Raw genomic sequence first — 18,758 nt, 5'->3', positions numbered from 1 at the left:
CCGGCTCAGCGGCCGGCGCCCCGTCGCAGCACGGTCCTGGCCTCGGCCAGGGTGACCCCGCCTGACAGCAGCAGCAGCACGGGGTAGAGCCCCGCCGCCAGGGCGCAGGTGGCCAGGATGGCCAACTCCTTGGCCGAGCCGATACCCACGGCCAGGATCGGGGCCTCTAGGGCGGCGCGCCCGTGCGAGATCGCCGCCAGGATCAGGCCCAGGGCCACGCTGGCCGCCAGCACCCGAATGATCTTGCCCCAGGCGGCGGCGCTGGGCGCGTAGTCGCCGCGCTTGCGCAGGGTCAGGGCCATCTGCAGCACATTGATCCACGAGGCGGCGCTGGTCGCCGCCGCCAGGCCGGGCACGCCCATGACCGGGAACAGGGCAAGGCCCAAGCCGATGTTCACCGCCACCGAGATCAGGGCGAACCGCATCGGACCCTTGGTGTCGCCCCGGGCGAAGAAGGCCGGCGACAGGATGCGGGCCAGCACGAAGGCCGGGGTGCCCCAGCCGTAGTGCAGCAGGGCGTTGGCCGTCTGGCGGGCGTCGAACACCGTGAACTCGCCCCGGGTGAACAGGCCGTCGATCAGGAAGAACGGAATGCTGAACAGGGCCACGGCGGCCGGCAGGGTCAGGGCCAGGGCGAAGACGATGGCCTGGTCCATGGCCCCTTGCGCCTCGGCGCGATCCTCGGCGGCCACGGCCCGCGACAGGCGCGGCAGCAAGGCCACGCCGATGGCCACGCCCACCAGGCCCAGCGGCAGTTGGTACAGGCGGTCAGCATAGGCCAGCCAGGTCCGCGCGCCGTTCACATGGCTGGCCAGCACGCCCGAGATGGTGATGTTGATCTGGCTGGCGCTGGCGGCGATGGCGCCCGGTATGGCCAGGGCAATCAGGCCCCTGATCTCCGGCGTCAGGCGCGGAAGCCGCCAGCGGATGGTGGCTCCGGCCTTGCGCACCGCCCAGACCAGCAGCGCCACCTGGGCGAGCCCGGCTGCGAAGATGCCCCATGAGGCCGCCACGGCCGCGTCATGGGCGTTGCGGGTCGGGATCACAGCGATCAGGGTCACAAGGTTCAGCAGGATCGGGGCTGCGGCCGAGACGATGAACTTGCCCCGGGCGTTCAGCACGCCTGACAGCAGGGCCACGATCGCCATGCAGGGCAGATAGGGCATGGTGATCTGGGTCAGGATCACGGCCAGCTTGTACTTGTCGGTGCCAAAGCCGAAGCCCGGGCTGATCACCATCATCAGCCAAGGCATGGTCGCCTGGGCGATCAGGGTCAGGCCCACCGTGAAGGCGGCGATGGTGGCCATGGCGTCGGCGGCCAGCTTGTCGGCCACCTCGGCCCCGTCGCGGTCCAGGGTCTTGGAATAGGCCGGCACGAAGGCCGCCGCGAAGGCCCCCTCGGCGAAGATCCGCCGGAACAGGTTGGGGAACATCTGGGCGGTGTTGAAGGCGTCGGCCGCGAAATTGGCGCTGGCCCCCAGGAAGTACGAGATCACCAGATCGCGCACGAAGCCCATCAGTCGGCTGACCAGGGTCAGGCCCGAATAGATCGCCGAGGACCGGATCATGCCGGGGGCTTTTTTCGGGGCGGATGCGGGCGGCGCGGTATCAGTCACGCTCGGCTTCTGGGCGTTCGATGAGAGGGCGTCAAGGCCCACTCTAGACCCCGCGACCGGCCCGTTCCTCGACCGCCGGCGGCGTGTGATCTAGAGCATTTTCCGACGAAGTGGATCCGGTTCGTCGTCAGAAAATGCGTTAATACAAAGGCCTAGAGCGTTTCTCCGATCCAAACAGATCGGAAAACGCTCTAGGCCGCCGCCTGCATTCCGGCGCGCATGATCCGCAGTTCGCCCATGCGCTGCGCCAGTCGTGTGGCTTCCTGCGCCAGGGTATGGCTGGCGGCGGTGGTCTCCTCGACCATGGCTGCGTTCCGCTGTGTCACCTGATCCATCTGGTTCATGGTCGTATTGACCTCGGAAAGACCCCGCGCCTGCTGCTGGGTGGACGCGGCCATGGCGGTGACGAGATCGTCGATCTCGTCGACCTCGTGGGCGATGGCGCGCAGGGCCTCGCCGGCCTTGCCGACATACTCCACGCCCTGTCCCACCTCGGCGGTGCTCGTGCTGATGAGGGTCTTGATCTCCTTGGCGGCGTCGGCTGAGCGCTGGGCCAGGGCCCGAACTTCCTGGGCGACCACCGCAAAGCCGCGTCCCGCTTCGCCCGCACGAGCGGCTTCGACGCCAGCGTTCAGGGCGAGGAGGTTGGTCTGGAAGGCGATCTCGTCGATCACGCCGATGATCTGGCCGATCTGGCTGGACGACTTCTCGATGGCGCCCATGGCTTCGACCGCCTGGCTGACGATCGAGCCGGAGGCGTCGGCGGCGGATCGCGCGCGCTCCACCACCTTGCGGGCGCGCGACGCTCCGTCGGCCGTCTGGCGCACCGTGCTGGTGATCTCGTCCAGCGCCGCCACGGCTTCTTCCAGGCTGGCCGCCTGCCGTTCGGTGCGGGTGGCCAGCTCATCGGCCGCCTCGGAGATTTCGGCCGTGCCGCCGTGGATCGCCCGCGTCGCGTCGAGCGAGGCCGCGATGACGCCCGACAGCTTCTCGATGGCGGTGTTGAAATCGACGCGAAGGGCTTCGTAGCCAGAGGGGAAGGCGCGATCGATGCGGCAGGTCAGGTCGCCTTGGGACATGCGGCCCAGCGCGAGCGCCAGGCTTTCGACGACGGCCTTCTGCGTGGCGTCAGCCTCCGCGCGACGCTGATCGGCCGCGCGCCGTTCGATTTCCAGCGCCTCGCGCACATCGGCCGCTTCGAGCTCCTTGCGGCGCGCCTCGACGGTCTCATGGAAGCTGCGCAGCGCGTCGGTGATCTGGCCGATCTCGTCCTGGCTCTTCTTCCTCGGCAGGATGACGTCCAGATCCCCGGCGGCCAGGCGGCGCAGGCAACGGGTGATCTCGGTGAGCGGCGCGACCAGGCCCCGGCGGGCGGCGAACATCAGCACCGCCGCGAGGGCCACCGCCAGCAGCAGAAGCCCCGCCATGATCGCTTGGCCCAGCAGACCGAGCGACTTGGCCGCGTTCGTGTCGTGCGAAGCCGCCGCCTCGATCTCGGTCGAGGCGGCCTCCATCTTGTCCTCAAGCGTCGAGAACTGCTGGCCAAAGTCCGTCAGCTTGGCGTGTGCGGCGGCGGGGTCGACATCGGCGGTTCCGACGATGTCCTCGGCTGCGGCGATGTAGGCGTTGAGCGGAGTCTCGACCGCCAGGAGGGCGGCCTTGGTCCTGGGATTGTGGGCGAGTTCGCCGCTCTGGGCGATGTCGTCCCGGAAGGCCTGGGTGTGTTCGGCCAGATCCGCCCGCACGACCTTGAGGTCGACTCCAAGCGTCGGGTCGCTGGACATGATCGCGCCCAGAACATCGGCGCGCAAGGCGTCGTGCATCATGTCGGCATGCATATGCAGGCGCAGGATCCTGGCCGAGGCTTCGGCGCGGCTGAGGGCGGAATCCAGGCTCCAGGCCACCCACAGGCCGGCGCCGGCCGTGGCTGCGCAGAGAAGCGCCGCGCCGCCGGCGGCCCCCATGACCTTCTGACCCAACGACGCCATATCGCGACCTCTCCGCAGATCCGAATGGGCGGAGCATGCGGCCCAACCAGTCTAGCGGGCCTTAACCATGACATTCTCGCATGGGTGGCATGATGTCGCAGACCTATGGTCGGCGAAATACCTAAAATATTGTATTTAAATGAATTTCTAGAGAACCGTCGCTAGCGCGGGATTTCGGCGGTCTTCACCAGCGCCACCTGACGGTAAACGGCGGCGATCTCGAAATAGCGGCCGAAGGCGGCGTGGAACTGGTCGACGGCCTGCTTCACGCCCGGCCCGCCGATCTCGCTGATGTCGTGCCAATAGTCGTCCAGCACCATCATGCCGCCCACGCTGAGCAGGCTGGCGCAGAAGCACAGGTCGATCAGCACCGCCAGCGCCGTATGGCTGCCATCGACATAGATCAGGTCGAACTGCTCGCCCCGTTCCAGCATCTGGGGCAGGACGTAGGTCGAAAAGCCCTTGTGGGTCGAAAGGCTCTTGAAGCCGCACTTGTCCATGTTGCGACGGAAGCGCGGCTCGACGGCGTGGTACTTCTCTTCCGGGTTCAGCGCCTCGTCGAACCACGGATCGATGACCGTGACCGCCAGGCGGTCGGGCAGAAGCCAGTCCATGAAGGCCAGGTTCCGGCCCTCATAGGCGCCGATCTCCATGTAGCGGATCGCCTCGCCCGCCGGCCGCTTGGCCGCGAAGTCGCGCAGCAGCGGCGTGACGAAGGGGATGTTGTTGCTGGCCCAGGTCGAGGTGAACTCGAAGCCCTTGTCGGCGGCGTGGCTGTTGAAGGCCTCGACCACGGCGTGGTCGCGCGGACCGCCCAGCATGGTCTTGGCCAGGTTCGGCGCCAGGCGCGGATTGACCTTGGTCAGCGAGCGCAGCTTCGAGAGGCCGCCGCGATGGGTGACCGTCTCGGCGTCGAAGTGCATGTCGGCGGTCATGGTCCCGGCTCCTCCATCGGTTGCGGGGGAGACTAGGACCAAGGTCTTAAGGAAGGGTCAGGCCGTGACGATCTGTCCGTCGCACACGGCGACGGGCCAAGGCGTCAGGCGGGCGCTGGTCGGGCAGGGCCCCGCCACGCAGCCGCCGTCCTCGATGCGGAAGAGGGCCGCGTGGCCGGAACACAGGATCAGGTCATTGTCGCGGGTCAGGTAGCGGCCGGCGAAACCGGCCAGGGGCCAGCCGGCGTGCGGGCAGCTGTCGACATAGCCGACCAGGGCCTCGCCCTTGCGGACCACGAAGCCGGCGAACATCGCGTCGCCCTCGCGCCAGCGAAAGCCCTTCGACCCGGGCGAGGCGATCTCGTCCAGGCCGCACAGCACGGTCCCCGCCGGGGGACGGGCGGGATTGTCGTCGGCGTCCCGCAACGGCTCAGAGCGCGCCGATCGCCACGCGCCAGGGCCGCACCTCGACGCTTTCGAACACCCCGGCGGTGGTGAACGGGTCGTTGTCGGCCTGGGCCTGGGCGGCGGCCAGATCCTCGGCCTCGACGATCAGCAGCGAGCCGATCGGATTGCCGTCATCGCCCAGCAGCGCGCCGGCCAGCTTCAGGCCCGTCGACTGGTTCAGGTAGTCGAGATGGGTGGGGCGGGTGGCCAGGCGGGTGTCCAGCGCGCCGGGCTTGTCCTTGCAGAGGATGGCGAAGAGGGCCATGCGGGCGGTCCTTGTTTGATCAGGCTTCGGGTTTCAGGGGGCGCGAGAGCAGACCGGCGATCGCGGCGTCGACCGCGACCTCGCCCGCCAGGATGGCGGCGACGGCCTCGCAGATCGGGGCCTCGACGCCGACCTTGCGGGCCAGGGCGCGCACGGCGGGGGCCGAGGCCACGCCTTCAGCGACCGAGACCTTGCCGGCCAGCGCCTGCTCCAGGGTCAGGCCCTGGCCGAGCGCCAGACCCACGCTCATGTTGCGCGATTGGGGGCTGGAGCAGGTCAGCACCAGATCGCCCAAGCCACAAAGGCCGGCGACGGTCTCCGGACGCGCGCCCAGGGCGACGGCCAGGCGGGTCAGCTCGGCGAAGCCGCGGGTGATCACCGTGGCGTGGGCGTTGCGGCCCAGGCCCTTGCCCTCGACGATGCCGCAGGCGATGGCCAGCACGTTCTTCACCGCCCCGCCGGCCTCGGCGCCGATCAGGTCGTTGGCGGTGTAGGGGCGGAAGGTCGGGATGGCGATGGCCTCAGCGATGGCGCGACCCAGGGCCTCGTCCTCGCAGGCCAGGGTGACGGCGGCGGGCAGGTTGCGGGCGACCTCGCCGGCGAAGCTGGGGCCCGACAGCACCGCGATCGGCGCGCCCGGCAGGGCTTCGGCCGCCACCTCGGTCATCAGCTTCAGAGAGCCCTGCTCGACGCCCTTGGAGCACAACACCACAGGCGCGCCGGCCTTGCGATGCGGGGCGAAGGCGGTCAGGGCCGCGCGCAGGTGCTGGGCGGGGGCGACGGCCAGGATCAGGTCGCAGTCGGCCAGGTCCGCCAGGTCGGCGACGGCCTTGATCCCCGGCTCCAGCGCTATGCCCGGCAGGAAGACCGCATTCTCGTGCGTGTCATTGATCGCGGCCACGACCTCGGGCTCGCGCGCCTGCAGCGTCACCGCAAGGCCCGCCCGCGCCGCCACCTGCGCCAGGGCCGTGCCCCAGGCGCCGGCGCCGATCACGCCAACCTTCTCAAAGGTCATGGGCTGCAACGTCATGCCTTGGCTCCCTTGCGTCCGTAGGCGTTGGCGGGATTGGCCAGCGCCGCGGCCTCGTCCAGCGGCCAGCGCGGACGAGCGATGGCGTCGAGGTCATCGAAGATCCCGAGCGCTAGCCGCTCGGCTCCGGCGAGGGCGATCATAGCGGCGTTGTCGGTGCAATAGGCCAGGGGCGGCGCGGCGAACGAAAAGCCGTTCTTCTCGCAGTCGGCCAGCAGGGCCGCCCGCACCGCGCCATTGGCCGCCACGCCGCCGGCGACCACGAAGCGCAGGTCCTCCGGGTCATGGCCGTCCTTGTAAAGCTTCATCGCCCGATCGACCCGCTCCGACAGCTGGCGGGCGATGGCGGCCTGGACCCCGGCGGCCAGATCGCGGCGCGCGTCGTCGGTGGTCAGGGTCTCGGCGATCCGCGCGGCGGCGGTCTTCAGGCCCGAGAACGAGAAGTCGCAATCCTTGCGGCCCAAGAGCGCGCGGGGCAGGGCGTAGCGGGCCGGATCGCCGCCCACGGCCAGCTTCTCCAGCGCCGGGCCGCCGGGATAGGGCAGGCCCAGACTCTTGGCGATCTTGTCGAAGGCCTCGCCGGCGGCGTCGTCGATCGTGGTGCCCAGGCGCTTGCAGGCCCCGACGCCCGACACCTCCAGCAGCTGACAATGCCCGCCGGACACCAGCAGCAGCAGGAACGGATAGGCGATGTCGGCGCCCAGGCGGGCCGAGACGGCGTGACCCTCCAGGTGGTTGACGGCCACCAGCGGCACGCCCCGCGCCAAGGCTACGGCCTTGCCGAACGCCAGCCCCACCATGACCCCGCCCACAAGGCCTGGCCCCGCCGTGGCGGCGACCCCGTCCAGATCTCCGAACCCGACGCCCGCCGCGCGAACAGCCTCGGCGGCGATGGCGTCGATCGACTCGACGTGGGCCCGGGCGGCGATCTCGGGCACGACGCCGCCAAACGGGGCGTGCTTCTCGAACTGGGTGCCGATCACCGACGACAGCACCGTCACCGTCCCGTCCGCAGCGCGGCGCACGACCGAGGCCGCGGTTTCATCGCAGCTGGTCTCAAGGCCGAGGATGAGAAGGTCGGATTGCTTAGGGGATGTCATCAGGTTGCGGGCTTTCCGCCGCTCCTGTAGCAGCGAAGACGAGTTTTCGTCTCCGCAGGTAACGTTCAGACCGTGTCCCGGCAACCTCCCATCCGCATCGGCGCGCGCGGCTCCAAGCTGTCCCTGGCGCAATCGGGCCTCATGCAGGCGCGGATCGCCCACGCATTGGGGGTTCCGGCCGGAGCGTCCAAGGACGAGATCGAGGCGGCCGCCCCGCTGATCCCGATCGTCACCAGCGGTGACCGCATCCAGGATCGCCGCCTGATGGAGATCGGCGGCAAGGGCCTCTTCACCAAGGAGATCGAGGAGGCCCTGCTGGACGGTCGCATCGACTGCGCCGTCCATTCGCTGAAGGACATGCCGGCCGAGCTGCCGCCAGGGCTTGTCCTGGCCGCCACGCCCGAGCGCGAGGATCCGCGCGACGCCTTCATCAGCCATGTCTGCGAGCGACTGGAAGACCTGCCCAAGGGCGCGCGCCTTGGGACCGCGTCCTTGCGCCGCCAGGCCCAGGCCCTGCACGTGCGGCCCGATCTTGAGATCGTCATGCTGCGCGGCAATGTCGACACGCGCCTGGCCAAGCTGGAGCGCGGCGAGGCCGACGCGATCCTGCTGGCCCAGTCGGGCCTCAATCGCCTGGGCCTTGGCCATCTGACCAGGAGCTGGCTCGATCCCGACGCCTGTCCGCCGGCGCCGGGCCAGGGCGCCCTGGTCATCGAGACCCGCGCCGAGGATATCGGCGCGCCGTGGCTCGAGGCTGTCCGCTGCCGGGAGACAACGATCGCTGTGGCCGCCGAGCGCGGCGCCCTCCTGGCGCTGGAAGGCTCCTGCCGCACCGCCATCGGGGCGCGTGCGATCCTGGACGGTGCGCGGCTTTCGATGATCGTCGAGGCCCTGACCCCCGACGGCGCTCAGCGTTTCCGCCGCGAAGGCGACATCACCCTGACCGGCGCCGACGATATCGCCGAGGCGCGCGCGTTCGGCCTGACGCTGGGCGCCGAGGTCCGGGCGGCCGGCGGCGACGCCATCGTCCTGCCGGAATAGAGCCTTGAGCTCTGGCGCGCCGGTCTGGATCACCCGCGCCCAGCCTGGCGCTGCGGCGACGGCGCAGAGGGTGGCCGCGCTCGGCTTTAGGCCGGTTGTCGACCCACTCCTGGCCATAGAGCCGATCCTTGCGAAGATTGATCTCTCCGGTATCGCCGCCCTGGCCTTCACCAGCGTCAACGGCGTCGAGGGGTTTGCGCGCTGCAGCGCCCGTCGTGATCTTCCGGTCTTCACGGTGGGCGCGGCGACGGCCAAGGCCGCCAAGGATGCGGGCTTCGCCCACGCGTTCAGCGCCGAAGGTGATGTCGAGGCCCTGGAGCGGCTGATCATCGACGCGCGCCCCGGTCCTGTGCTGTGGGCGGGCGCCCAGGCGCCGGCGGGCGATCTCGTCGCCGCCTTGCGCGCCCAGGGTCTGGAAGCGCGCGGCGTGGCGGTCTACGCCACCGTGGAGCGCGCGCCGTCCCCCGCCACCCTGGCCCTGCTCGACGCGCCGCTGAGTGTGCTGGTTCATTCCCCACGCGCGGCCCGCGCCCTGGGACGGATCCTGGCGGGCCGCGACCATGGCGATCTGCGCCTCCTCTGCCTGTCCCCCGCCGTCGCCGCGCCGTTGGACAAGATCGCTGAACCGCGTTTTGTGGCGTCCGCGCCGCGCCCGGACGAATCTGCGCTGCTCCAGCTGCTCGACGCTTGAGCACGACGTTGCACGATGCGTCGGCGTGGGGCACGAATGGGTCATGAACGCCGATGCCGATCCCGCTGAAATCGCCGCGCCCAGCGATCCGGCGCTCTACGCCCGTCGCCGGGTGATGGGGCCGGGCGTGTGGGCCTGGCTCTTGCTCTGTCTTGTCTGCGTCGCCCTGGGCGCCGGCGTCGCCTGGTTTGGGCCGTCCTGGTTCTCGGCCAAGCCCGTCACGCCCGAGCCCGCCGTCTCGGCCACGCCCAACCCGCGCCCGGTCGCCGAGCGGGTGGCGGCGAGCGCGGCGCTGCCGCTGGAGAGCAACCTGCCGGCCGCGGCCGAGACCGCGCTGGCTGACGTCGAACGACTCAATGGCCGAATCACCGCTCTGGAAGCCAGCCAGAAGACCGTGGCCGACGCCGCCGTCGCCGCCCTCGCGGTCGCCACCCTGGCCGAGGCGGCGGGGACCTCGCGGCCGTTCGGCCCGGAACTTCTGGGTCTTGAGCGGGTTCTGCCCGGCTCGCCGGACCTGCGGGCCCTTGAGCCCCTCTCGCGCACGGGCGCGCCGACCCGCGCGGGCCTCGCCACCCAGTTCGGCAATCTGGCCGGCCGCGCCGCCAGCGCCTCGCGTAATCCCGGCATGGACGCGGACCTGTTCTCGCGGATCCGCTACGCCCTCTCCAGTATCGTCTCGATCCGCCACGTCGGCTCGACCAAGGGCTCGACGCCCGACGCCATGCTGGCGCGCGCCCAGGCCCTGCTGGACGAAGGTGACGTCGAGGGCGCGGTCGCCGCGCTCGACCCGCTCAACGACTCCTCGCGCGAGGTGCTCGCGCCCTGGTTCGTCGCCGCCAACCGGCGCATCGAGATCGACCGCCATGTGTCGGCCGTCCGCGCCGACGCTCTGGCCGAACTGGCGCGGGTCTCGCGCGCCACCGCCCCGGTCGCGCCATGACCCGGGTCGCCTTCGCGCTCTTTCTGGTCGCCGTCGTCGCCGTCAGCGTCCTGGCCCTGACCGGCGAGCCGGGTCGCGCCTCGATGGAATGGATGGGTTGGCGGGTCGAGATGACGGCCGCCGCCGCCGCGCTGCTGACCCTGTTCTCGGCGTTGATGTTCACCCTGCTTTGGCGCGGCGTCATCTGGATCGTCGAGGCCCCCCGCCGCGCGGCGCGGGCTCGGGCGGAGGCCAAGCGCAAGCAGGCCATCGAGGCCCTTTCGCGCGGCTTCCTCGCCGTCGCCGCCGGCGATGGCTCCGAGGCCCGCCGTCTGGCGCAGAAGTCGTCCGAGCTGGCCGAGGACGCGCCGGGCCTGGTGCGCGTCCTGGCCGCCCAGGCCGCCGAGGCCGCCGGCGACCGCGGCGCCGCCAAGAGCGCCTACAACGCCATGCTCGGCTTCCCCGAGATGCGCCTGGCCGGTTTGCGCGGCCTGATGCTGGCGGCTCAGGCCGAGGGCGACCGGCAGACCGCGATCCGTCACGCCGAAACCGCCTATGGCCTGGCGCGCACCGCCCGCTGGGCGTGGCGCGCGCTCCTGGAGGCCCGCCTCGAAGCCGGCGACTGGGCCGCGGCCCTGCAACTTGTTCAGGGCGCCCTTGAGCGCAAGATCGTTTCGCCGGTCGTCGCCGAGCGCAGCCGCGCGGCCCTGCTGGCCGCCTCGGCCGCCAGCCTCGTCAACGCCGATGACCCCAAGACCCGCGCCCAGGCGCTGGACTTCGCGACCCAGTCGGTGAAGCTCAAGCCCGACTTCGCGCCCGGCGTAGTGATGGCTGCGCGGTTGCTGGCGGAAGACGGCAAGACCGCCAAGGCCGGCGGCCTGATCGAGACCGCCTGGAAGGCCGAGCCCCACCCGGCGCTCTGGCTGGCCTATCGCGACCTGAAGACCAACGAGACACCCAAGGCCCGCGCCCAGCGCCTGGCCGCCCTGGCCGCCATGAAGCCCGAGGCGCGGGAGAGCCGCCTTCTGCGCGTCGAAAGCGCCCTGATCGGCGGTGATCCGGTCGCCGCCCGCGCCGCCGCCCGGCTGCTGGACGACGAGGCTCCGACCGCGCGCTTCGCCGGCCTGATGGCGCGCGTCGCCGCCGCCAATGGCGACGCGGACGAGGCCCGCGCCTGGATCGCCCGCGGTGTTGCGGCGCCGCAGGAGCCTGACTGGTCGGATCTGGACCCCGAAGGCCTCGCCTTCGCCTATCAGCGCGACGACTGGGCGCGCCTGGCGGTCAGCTACGCCGAGACGGGCCAGCTGATCCATCCTCGCCACGAGCGGCGCGAGCGGACCATGAACGATCTGCCTGAACTGCCGTCGGCCTATGCGGAGTCGACGCCGTTCATCCGCGCGGCCGAAACCGGCGGGGCCCTGATGCCGATCCCGGACGACCCTGGCGTATACGACGCGCCGCTCGTCACGGACCCGCCGGAAGGCGGTCCGGCGCCCCGTCGCAATTCTGGTGCAAGACGGCGCTTGCCGAGCGGCTCGCGCGCCGCTAAATAGGCGCTCCCTTCGCTCTGGAGCGCCCGCTTCGGAGCCCGTGGGCCGCCTTAGCTCAGCCGGTAGAGCGGCGCATTCGTAATGCGTAGGTCAGGTGTTCGAGTCACCTAGGCGGCACCACTTCCTTTATCTGACATTGTCAGCCGATCGCCCCTCCCCCCGGGGGCGGTGATCGCGTTTGCGCGCCTTATCCTGTCGCGCCGCAGCTCCGCTTAAGCGCCCAACGAAAAGGCCCGGTGTTTCCACCGGGCCTTCCGTTGTTCTGAGCTAAGGCTGGGCTTACGCCGCCGCCTTGGCCTTGGCGCCGAAGCGGCCGTAGAAGGTTTCGCCCTTCTCGGCCATCTCGCGCAGCAGCGCGGGCGGCGCGAAGCGCTTGCCGTACTTCTGGGCCAGGGCGTCGCAGGTCTCGACGAAGGCCTTGGCGCCGACGCCGTCGATCAGGCTGATCGGACCGCCGGTCCAGGGCGCGAAGCCCCAGCCCAGGATCGCGCCGACATCGGCTTCGCGCGGATCGGTGATCACGCCTTCCTCGAAGCAGCGCGCGGCCTCGACGGCCTGGCGGTACAGGAGGCGGGTGCGGATCTCCTGGATCAGCGCCTGGTCGGCCTCGGCGATCGTCACCGGCGCCAGCTCCGAGAGGCCCTTCCACAGGGTCTTGGGACCGTTCTCCGGATAGTCGTAGAAGCCCTTGCCGTTCTTGCGGCCAAAGCGCTGCAGCTCGACCACCATCTTTTCGATGATCGGGGCGAACGGACGGTCCTCGAACTTGTCGCCGAGGTCCTTCTTGGTCTGCTGGGTGACCTTGTAGCCAAGGTCCAGAGCGACGTCGTCGTTCATCTCCAGCGGACCGCGCGGCATGCCCGTGGCGCGGCCGACATTGTCGATGATGGCCGGGGCGATGCCGTCGGCCAGCATTTCCAGGCCTTCCTGAACGAAGGTGCCGAAGCAGCGCGAGGTGTAGAAACCGCGGCTATCGTTGACGACGATCGGGGTCTTCTTGATCTTCAGGACGTAGTCGATCGACTTGGCCAGGGCCTCGTCCGACGTTTCCTCGCCCATGATGATCTCAACCAGGCCCATCTTGTCGACCGGCGAGAAGAAGTGGATGCCGATGAAGTTCTTCGGAAGCACAGACGCCTTGGCCAGGCCGGTGATCGGCAGGGTCGAGGTGTTGGAGCCGAAGATGGCGTCCTCGGCCAGCTGGGCCTCGGCCTTCTGGGTGACGTCGGCCTTGATCTCGCGGCTCTCGAACACCGCCTCGATGACCAGGTCGCTACCCTTGACGTGGGCGTAGTCGGTGGTCGGGGTGATCAGGGCCAGGACCGCGTCGGCCTTGTCCTGAGTCATCTTGCCGCGCGACACCGCCTTCTTCAGCAGGTTCTCGGCGTAGCCCTTGCCCTTCTCGGCCGCCTCTTGGCTCTGGTCGATCAGCACGGTCTCGATGCCGGCCATGGCTTGGACATAGGCGATGCCCGCGCCCATCATGCCCGCGCCCAGCACGGCGACCTTCTTGGCTTCCGACGGCGGCACATTGGCCGGACGGCCCGAGCCCTTGCCCAGTTCCTGCAGGGACAGGAACAGGGTGCGGATCATGCCCTTGGCCTGCGGCGACATCATCGTCTTCAGGAAGTAGCGGGTCTCGATGCGGATGGCCGCGTCGAACGGCACCTGCGTGCCTTCATAGACCGCCTTCAGGATGTTCAGCTGGGCCGGATAGTTGCCATAGGTCTGCTTGCGCAGCATGGCGTTGCCCATGATGAACACCTGGCCGCCGGTCGGGGTGTAGGGACCGCCGCCGGGCAGCTTGAAGTCTTTCTTGTCCCACGGCGCGACCGGATCGCCCTTGGTCTTGACCCAGGTCTTGGCGGCCTCGACCACCTGGTCGACCGGCACGACCTCGTGCACGACCTTGTTGGCCAGGGCCTCGGCCGGCTTCATCGACTTGCCTTCCAGCAGGTACGGCGCAGCGGCCATCACGCCCATCAGGCGCGGCAGGCGCTGGGTGCCGCCGGCGCCGGGCAGGAGGCCGACCTTGGCTTCGGGCAGGGCCAGCTGGATCTTCGGGTGGTCGGCGACCACGCGATAGTGGCAGGCGAGCGCGATCTCGAGACCGCCGCCCATGGCCAGGCCGTTGATCGCGGCGGCGACCGGCTTGCCGCAGGTCTCCAGGCCACGGAAGGCCTTGTTGAGGGCGAAGCCGGCGTCGAAGGCCGCCTTCAGCGCCGCTTCACCGCCCGCCGCGCCGCCGGCCATGCCGCCGCCGCCGCCCAGTTCGCCCAGGTCCGCGCCGGCGCAGAAGCCGGTGGTCTTGCCCGAGGTGATGACGACGCCCTTGATCTCGGCGTCGGACTTGATGCGCTCGACGATCTCGCCGATTTCCTTGATGACCGACGCGGTCAGGGTGTTCATCGAACGGCCGGGCACGTCGAAGGTGACGAGGGCCACGCCGTCGGAGTCGACCTCGATCTTGAAGTTTTCCATGTGACTAGTTCCTGATCGAGAGGTTTAGACGCGTTCGATGACCGTGGCGGTGCCCATGCCGGCGCCGACGCACAGGGTGATCAGGGCGGTTTCCTTGTCCGAGCGCTCCAGCTCGTCGAGGACGGTGCCCAGGATCATCGCGCCGGTGGCGCCCAGCGGGTGGCCCATGGCGATGGCGCCGCCGTTCACATTCATCTTGTCGTGCGGGATGTCCAGCGCCTGCATCATGCGCAGCACGACCGAGGCGAAGGCTTCGTTCAGCTCGTAGAGGTCGATGTCCTTGACCTCCATGCCCAGCTTCTTGAGCAGCTTTTCGCTGACCAGGGCCGGACCGGTGAGCATGATCGAGGGTTCCGAGCCGATCGAGGCCGCGCCCTTGATGCGGGCGCGGGCCTTCAGGCCCAGGGCCTCGCCCATCTCCTTGGTGCCGATCAGCACGCCGGCGGCGCCGTCGACGATGCCCGAGCTGTTGCCGGCGTGGTGCACGTGGTTGACGCGCTCGACCTGCGGATAGCGCTGGGTGACCACCGCATCGAAGGCCATCTCGCCCATGCCCGTGAACGAGGGGTTCAGCGAGGCCAGGGTCTGCATGGTGGTGGAGCCGCGGACCGTCTCGTCATGGTCCAGCAGGGTCAGGCCCAGCTGGTCCTTGACCGCGATGACCGACTTCTTGAAGCGGTTGTCCGCCCAGGCGGCGGCGGCGCGCTTCTGGCTCTCGACGGCGTAGGCGTCGACGTCGTCGCGGGAGAAGCCATACAGGGTGGCGATCAGGTCGGCCGAGACGCCCTGCGGGGCGAAATAGGTCTTGAAGGCCGAGGAGGGGTCGGTCGGCCAGGCGCCGCCGTCGCTGCCCATCGGCACGCGGCTCATGCTCTCGACGCCGCCGCCGATGGCGAGGCCCGCTTCACCCGAAGCGACCTTGGCCGCGGCCATGTTCACCGCTTCCAGGCCCGAGGCGCAAAAGCGGTTGATCTGCACGCCGGCGACGCTCTCGGCGTAGTCGGCGGTCAGGACGGCGGTGCGGGCGATGTCGCTGCCTTGCTCACCGACCGGCGAGACGCAGCCCAGAACGACGTCATCGACCTTGCTGGTGTCCAGGCCGTTGCGGTCGCGCAGGGCTTCCAGCACCTGGGTGGCCAGCGACAGGGCGGTGGTCTCGTGCAGCGAGCCGTCCTTCTTGCCCTTGCCGCGCGGCGTGCGCACGGCGTCAAAGATGTAAGCGTCAGCCATGGGATGGCTCCTTCCTGCGAAGCGTTGTTCGTGTTCGTGGCGCGGCCCTAGAAGCGGGTCGCGTGGTTATGGTTTCCAGTTGCCGATCGGGTACTTGCCGATCGGTTCGCACTTGAGGCCCCGCGCCGTGACCTTGGCGCGGTAGTAGAGGCGCGAGCCGAACTCCGGCGGCGGCAGCTCGCACGCGGTGAAGCCCGGGGTCCTGACCTCGAGCTTCCACTCGGCGACCTTGGAGCGCAGCAGCGTGTTGCAGATGTCCTTGCCCGCCGGCTGCAGCGGCAGCTTGAACGCGCCGGGCTGCGGCCGCTTGCCCACCAGCTCGCCGGAGAAGTTCAGAGGGCGTGGGCCCTGGACGGCGCGCACACAGACCACGGCCGAGCGGGCGTCCTTAGCCGCGGGCTCAGCCGCGGCCGAGCCGGCCAGCAGGCCGACCAGCAGCGTTACGATCATAGCGTCCTCGCGATCAGGAGTTTCATGATCTCGTTGGTGCCGCCGTAGATGCGCTGGATGCGGCTGTCCTTGTACATGCGCGCGATCGGGTACTCGTTCATGAAGCCGTAGCCGCCGAAGAGCTGCAAGCAGCGATCGACGATCTTGTTCTCCAGGTCGCTGACCCAGTACTTGGCCATCGAGGCGGTGGCCGCGTCGAGCTTGCCCTCAAGATGCTGGCCGATGCAGTGGTTGACGAACACCTTGGCGACGGTCGCCTCGGTCTTGCATTCCGCCAGCACGAACTGGGTGTTCTGGAAGTCGATGATCGCCTTGCCGAAGGCCTTGCGGTCCTTGACGTAGGCGATGGTCAGCTCCAGCGCCCGCTCGATCGTGGCCATGCCCTGGACGGCGATGTTCAGGCGCTCCTGCGGCAGCTGGCCCATCAGCTGGAAGAAGCCCTGCCCCTCGTCGGTTCCGAGCAGGTTCTCGGTCGGAACCTTCACGTCGTTGAAGAACAGTTCCGAGGTGTCCTGGGCCTCCTGGCCCAGCTTGTCGAGGTTGCGGCCGCGCTCGAAGCCTTCAAGAAGGCCATCTGGGCCGTCGGTCTCGACGAAGATCAAGGACGTTCCGCGCGCGCCGCCGGCGGGATCGGTCTTGGCGACCACGCAGATCAGGTTGGCGGTCTGGCCGTTGGTGATGAAGGTCTTGGAGCCGTTGATGACGTACTGATTGCCGGCCTTCTTGGCGGTGGTCTTGATGCCTTGCAGGTCAGAGCCGGCGCCCGGCTCGGTCATGGCGATGGCGCTGACCAGCTCGCCGGTGGCCATGCGCGGCAGCCAGCGCTGCTTCTGCTCCTCGGTGCCGTAGTGGACGATGTACGGCATGACGATGGCGTTATGCAGGCTGGCGCCGAAACCATCGACGCCCTTCTTGCCCAACTGCTCCATCAGCACGACCTCGTGCCGGTAGTCGCCGCCGGCGCCGCCGTACTGCTCGGGCGTGGAGAGGCCGAGCAAGCCCGCCTCCCCCGCCTTGGTCCACATGTCGCGGTCGACGCAGTGGTTCTTGCGCCACGTCGCCACGGTCGCTTCAGAAGCGTGCTCGTCGAAGAATTTGCCGACCGCGTCCTCGAAGATCGCGATGTCTTCCTCGGCCATGAAGGCCGGCTTTTCAACGTTGAGCACGCTCATGATCAGAAAGCCTCCGCAGGCAGCGCCATCAGGGTCGCTGAACCGGTCTTCAGCTTGGCCAGATGCGACGCAGCGTCAGGCAAGATGCGTTCGATGAAATAGCGACCGGTCGTCAGCTTGGTCGTGAAGAATGGGTCGGACGAACCGGCCGCGATCTTGGCGTTGGCGGCCTTGGCCATCAGCGCCCACATGTAGGCCAGGCCCGCCAGGCCGAAGAGGTGCATGTAGTCGGTCGAGGCCGCCCCGGCGTTGTCGGGGTTCTGCAGGCCGTTCTGCATCAGCCACATCGTGCCGTCCTGCAGCTGGGCCTTCACGCCGCCCAGGGCTTCGATGAACGGCTTAAGGGATTCGTCAGAGTCGTTCTCGCCGATGAACTGGTCGATTTCCTGGAAGAAGGTCATCACCGCACGGCCGCCCTTGGCCGCCAGCTTGCGACCCACCAAGTCCAGGGCCTGCACGCCGTTGGTGCCCTCGTAGATCAGGGCGATGCGGCAGTCGCGCATGAACTGGCTGACCGGGAAGTGCTCGGTGAAGCCGCTGCCGCCATGCACCTGCACCGCGTTGGAGCAGACCTGGAAGCCCTTGTCGGTCAGGTAGCCTTTCAGCACCGGCGTCATCAGGCCCATATAGTCAGAGGACTTCTCGCGCACCGCCGGGTCGGGGTGAACGTGCGAGAGGTCGCCGTGCAGGGCGGTCCAGAACAGGAAGGCGCGGCCACCCTCGATCAGGGCCTTGCTCTCCAGCAGCATGCGACGCACGTCCGGGTGGACGATGATCGGGTCGGCCGGGCCTTCGGCGTTCTTCGGGCCGGTCAGCGAGCGGCCCTGCAGGCGGTCCTTGGCGAAGGCGACGGCGGCCTGATAGGCCGCTTCGCCCTGGGCCACGCCCTGCATGCCCACGCCCAGGCGCGCCTCGTTCATCATGACGAACATGATCTTGAGGCCCGAGTTCTCCTCGCCGATCAGGTAGCCGACAGCCTCGTCATACTGCATCACGCAGGTGGCGTTGCCGTGGATGCCCATCTTCTCTTCGAGGCCCACGCACTTGGCGCCCGCGTTGCGCGGACCCACCGAGCCGTCGGCGTTGGGGATGAACTTCGGCACGATGAACAGGCTGATGCCCTTCACGCCGGCCGGCGCGCCTTCGATGCGGGCCAGGACGAGGTGGACGATGTTGTCGGCCATGTCGTGCTCGCCGGCCGAGATCCAGATCTTCTGGCCGGTGATCTTGTAGCTGCCGTCGGCCTGCGGAACCGCCTTGGTGCGCAGGAGGCCCAGGTCCGTGCCGCAGTGCGGCTCGGTCAGGTTCATGGTGCCGGTCCATTCGCCGGACACCATCTTGGGCAGGAAAGTCTGCTTCTGCTCGTCCGAACCGCCGACATGGATGGCCGAATAGGCGCCGTGGGCCAGGCCCGGATACATCGAGAAGGCCATGTTGGCCGAGCTCGACATCTCGCTGAACGCCAGGTTCACGACGTGCGGCAGGCCCTGGCCGCCATAGGCGGGGTCAGAGCCGATCGCGGTCCAGCCGCCCTCGCACATCTGCTTGTAGGCGTCCTTGAAGCCCGGCGGCGTGGTGACGGTGTTGGTGACCGGATCCAGCTTGCAGCCCGTCTTGTCGCCGACCGTGTTCAGCGGCGCCAGCACCTCGCCCGTGAACTGGGCGGCGGCCTCGAGGATCTGCTCGACCACGTCGAACGGCGCGTCGGAGAAGCCCGGCAGATCGCCGTGTTGATCGATATTGAGCACGTCGCGCAGGATGAAGGCGTGATCGCGAACGGGCGGCTGATAGGTCATGGAACGGTCCTGCCAGGGAACTTAAGAGGAGTGATCGGGAGGAAGAA

General features: G+C 69.1%; 16 protein-coding genes and 1 tRNA gene. 5 read left to right on the top strand and 12 right to left on the bottom strand.

The features are described 5' to 3' along the window. Positions 1–5: 5 nt before the first annotated feature. The 7 genes from murJ to tsaD form a co-directional block, all read right to left on the bottom strand. Positions 6–1,568 (bottom strand): murein biosynthesis integral membrane protein MurJ, encoded by a 1,563-nt coding sequence (gene murJ / locus CVUC_RS07945; protein ID WP_164468032.1) that lies wholly within the window; start codon positions 1,566–1,568, stop codon positions 6–8. A gap of 239 nt (positions 1,569–1,807) precedes the next feature. After that, a complete protein-coding gene (locus tag CVUC_RS07940; RefSeq protein ID WP_010917955.1) occupies positions 1,808–3,604 on the bottom strand; it encodes a methyl-accepting chemotaxis protein in 1,797 nt (598 codons plus the stop codon). Between the two features lie 161 nt (positions 3,605–3,765). After that, positions 3,766–4,539 (bottom strand): class I SAM-dependent methyltransferase, encoded by a 774-nt coding sequence (locus CVUC_RS07935; RefSeq protein ID WP_096032125.1) that lies wholly within the window; start codon positions 4,537–4,539, stop codon positions 3,766–3,768. A 57-nt stretch (positions 4,540–4,596) separates the two neighbouring features. Beyond that, positions 4,597–4,965 (bottom strand): Rieske (2Fe-2S) protein, encoded by a 369-nt coding sequence (locus CVUC_RS07930; RefSeq protein ID WP_096032126.1) that lies wholly within the window; start codon positions 4,963–4,965, stop codon positions 4,597–4,599. 4 nt (positions 4,966–4,969) lie between these two features. Next, entirely contained in the window at positions 4,970–5,251 is a 282-nt protein-coding gene (locus CVUC_RS07925) for a YciI family protein (protein WP_010917958.1), read from the bottom strand. Between the two features lie 19 nt (positions 5,252–5,270). After that, positions 5,271–6,281, bottom strand: coding sequence for an NAD(P)H-dependent glycerol-3-phosphate dehydrogenase (locus CVUC_RS07920; protein WP_096032127.1), 1,011 nt, complete (start codon positions 6,279–6,281; stop codon positions 5,271–5,273). Continuing rightward, positions 6,278–7,381, bottom strand: a complete 1,104-nt coding sequence (gene tsaD, locus CVUC_RS07915; protein ID WP_096032128.1) for a tRNA (adenosine(37)-N6)-threonylcarbamoyltransferase complex transferase subunit TsaD — start codon at positions 7,379–7,381, stop codon at positions 6,278–6,280. The genes CVUC_RS07920 and tsaD overlap by 4 nt, the downstream gene beginning before the upstream one ends. Before the next feature lie 72 nt (positions 7,382–7,453). Between tsaD and hemC the strand changes: the two genes are divergently transcribed. The 5 genes from hemC to CVUC_RS07890 all read left to right on the top strand — a co-directional run bounded on the left by hemC (position 7,454) and on the right by CVUC_RS07890 (position 11,702). Continuing rightward, positions 7,454–8,422, top strand: a complete 969-nt coding sequence (gene hemC / locus CVUC_RS07910) for a hydroxymethylbilane synthase (protein WP_096032129.1) — start codon at positions 7,454–7,456, stop codon at positions 8,420–8,422. A 4-nt stretch (positions 8,423–8,426) separates the two neighbouring features. Then, entirely contained in the window at positions 8,427–9,113 is a 687-nt protein-coding gene (locus CVUC_RS07905; protein WP_096032130.1) for a uroporphyrinogen-III synthase, read from the top strand. 43 nt (positions 9,114–9,156) lie between these two features. Beyond that, on the top strand, positions 9,157–10,053 hold the full coding sequence (locus CVUC_RS07900) for a COG4223 family protein (RefSeq protein WP_096032131.1): 897 nt from the start codon (positions 9,157–9,159) through the stop codon (positions 10,051–10,053). Continuing rightward, positions 10,050–11,585 carry a heme biosynthesis protein HemY gene (locus tag CVUC_RS07895; protein WP_096032132.1) on the top strand — a complete coding sequence of 512 codons (1,536 nt, stop codon included), beginning with the start codon at positions 10,050–10,052 and terminating at the stop codon, positions 11,583–11,585. Before CVUC_RS07900 ends, CVUC_RS07895 begins: the two co-directional genes overlap by 4 nt. 41 nt (positions 11,586–11,626) lie before the next feature. Continuing rightward, a tRNA-Thr gene (locus CVUC_RS07890) sits at positions 11,627–11,702 on the top strand. A gap of 159 nt (positions 11,703–11,861) precedes the next feature. Here CVUC_RS07890 and CVUC_RS07885 read toward each other — a convergent pair. The 5 genes from CVUC_RS07885 to CVUC_RS07865 all read right to left on the bottom strand — a co-directional run bounded on the left by CVUC_RS07885 (position 11,862) and on the right by CVUC_RS07865 (position 18,711). Beyond that, positions 11,862–14,063 (bottom strand): 3-hydroxyacyl-CoA dehydrogenase NAD-binding domain-containing protein, encoded by a 2,202-nt coding sequence (locus CVUC_RS07885; RefSeq protein ID WP_096032133.1) that lies wholly within the window; start codon positions 14,061–14,063, stop codon positions 11,862–11,864. A 24-nt stretch (positions 14,064–14,087) separates the two neighbouring features. Then, a complete protein-coding gene (locus CVUC_RS07880; RefSeq protein WP_096032134.1) occupies positions 14,088–15,293 on the bottom strand; it encodes an acetyl-CoA C-acetyltransferase in 1,206 nt (401 codons plus the stop codon). 66 nt (positions 15,294–15,359) lie between these two features. Continuing rightward, the gene (locus CVUC_RS07875; RefSeq protein ID WP_010917967.1) at positions 15,360–15,743 is read right to left on the bottom strand and encodes a hypothetical protein; all 384 of its coding nucleotides are present in this window, start codon (positions 15,741–15,743) and stop codon (positions 15,360–15,362) included. After that, positions 15,740–16,915 carry an acyl-CoA dehydrogenase family protein gene (locus CVUC_RS07870; RefSeq protein WP_096032135.1) on the bottom strand — a complete coding sequence of 392 codons (1,176 nt, stop codon included), beginning with the start codon at positions 16,913–16,915 and terminating at the stop codon, positions 15,740–15,742. Before CVUC_RS07870 ends, CVUC_RS07875 begins: the two co-directional genes overlap by 4 nt. Positions 16,916–16,917: 2 nt before the next feature. Further along, a complete protein-coding gene (locus tag CVUC_RS07865; protein WP_096032136.1) occupies positions 16,918–18,711 on the bottom strand; it encodes an acyl-CoA dehydrogenase C-terminal domain-containing protein in 1,794 nt (597 codons plus the stop codon). Between the last annotated feature and the right edge of the window lie 47 nt (positions 18,712–18,758).

It is taken from the genome of Caulobacter vibrioides, from assembly GCF_002858865.1.
In the GTDB taxonomy this organism is placed as follows: Bacteria; Pseudomonadota; Alphaproteobacteria; order Caulobacterales; family Caulobacteraceae; genus Caulobacter; species Caulobacter vibrioides.
This window is presented reverse-complemented; position numbering and strand designations above follow the sequence as displayed.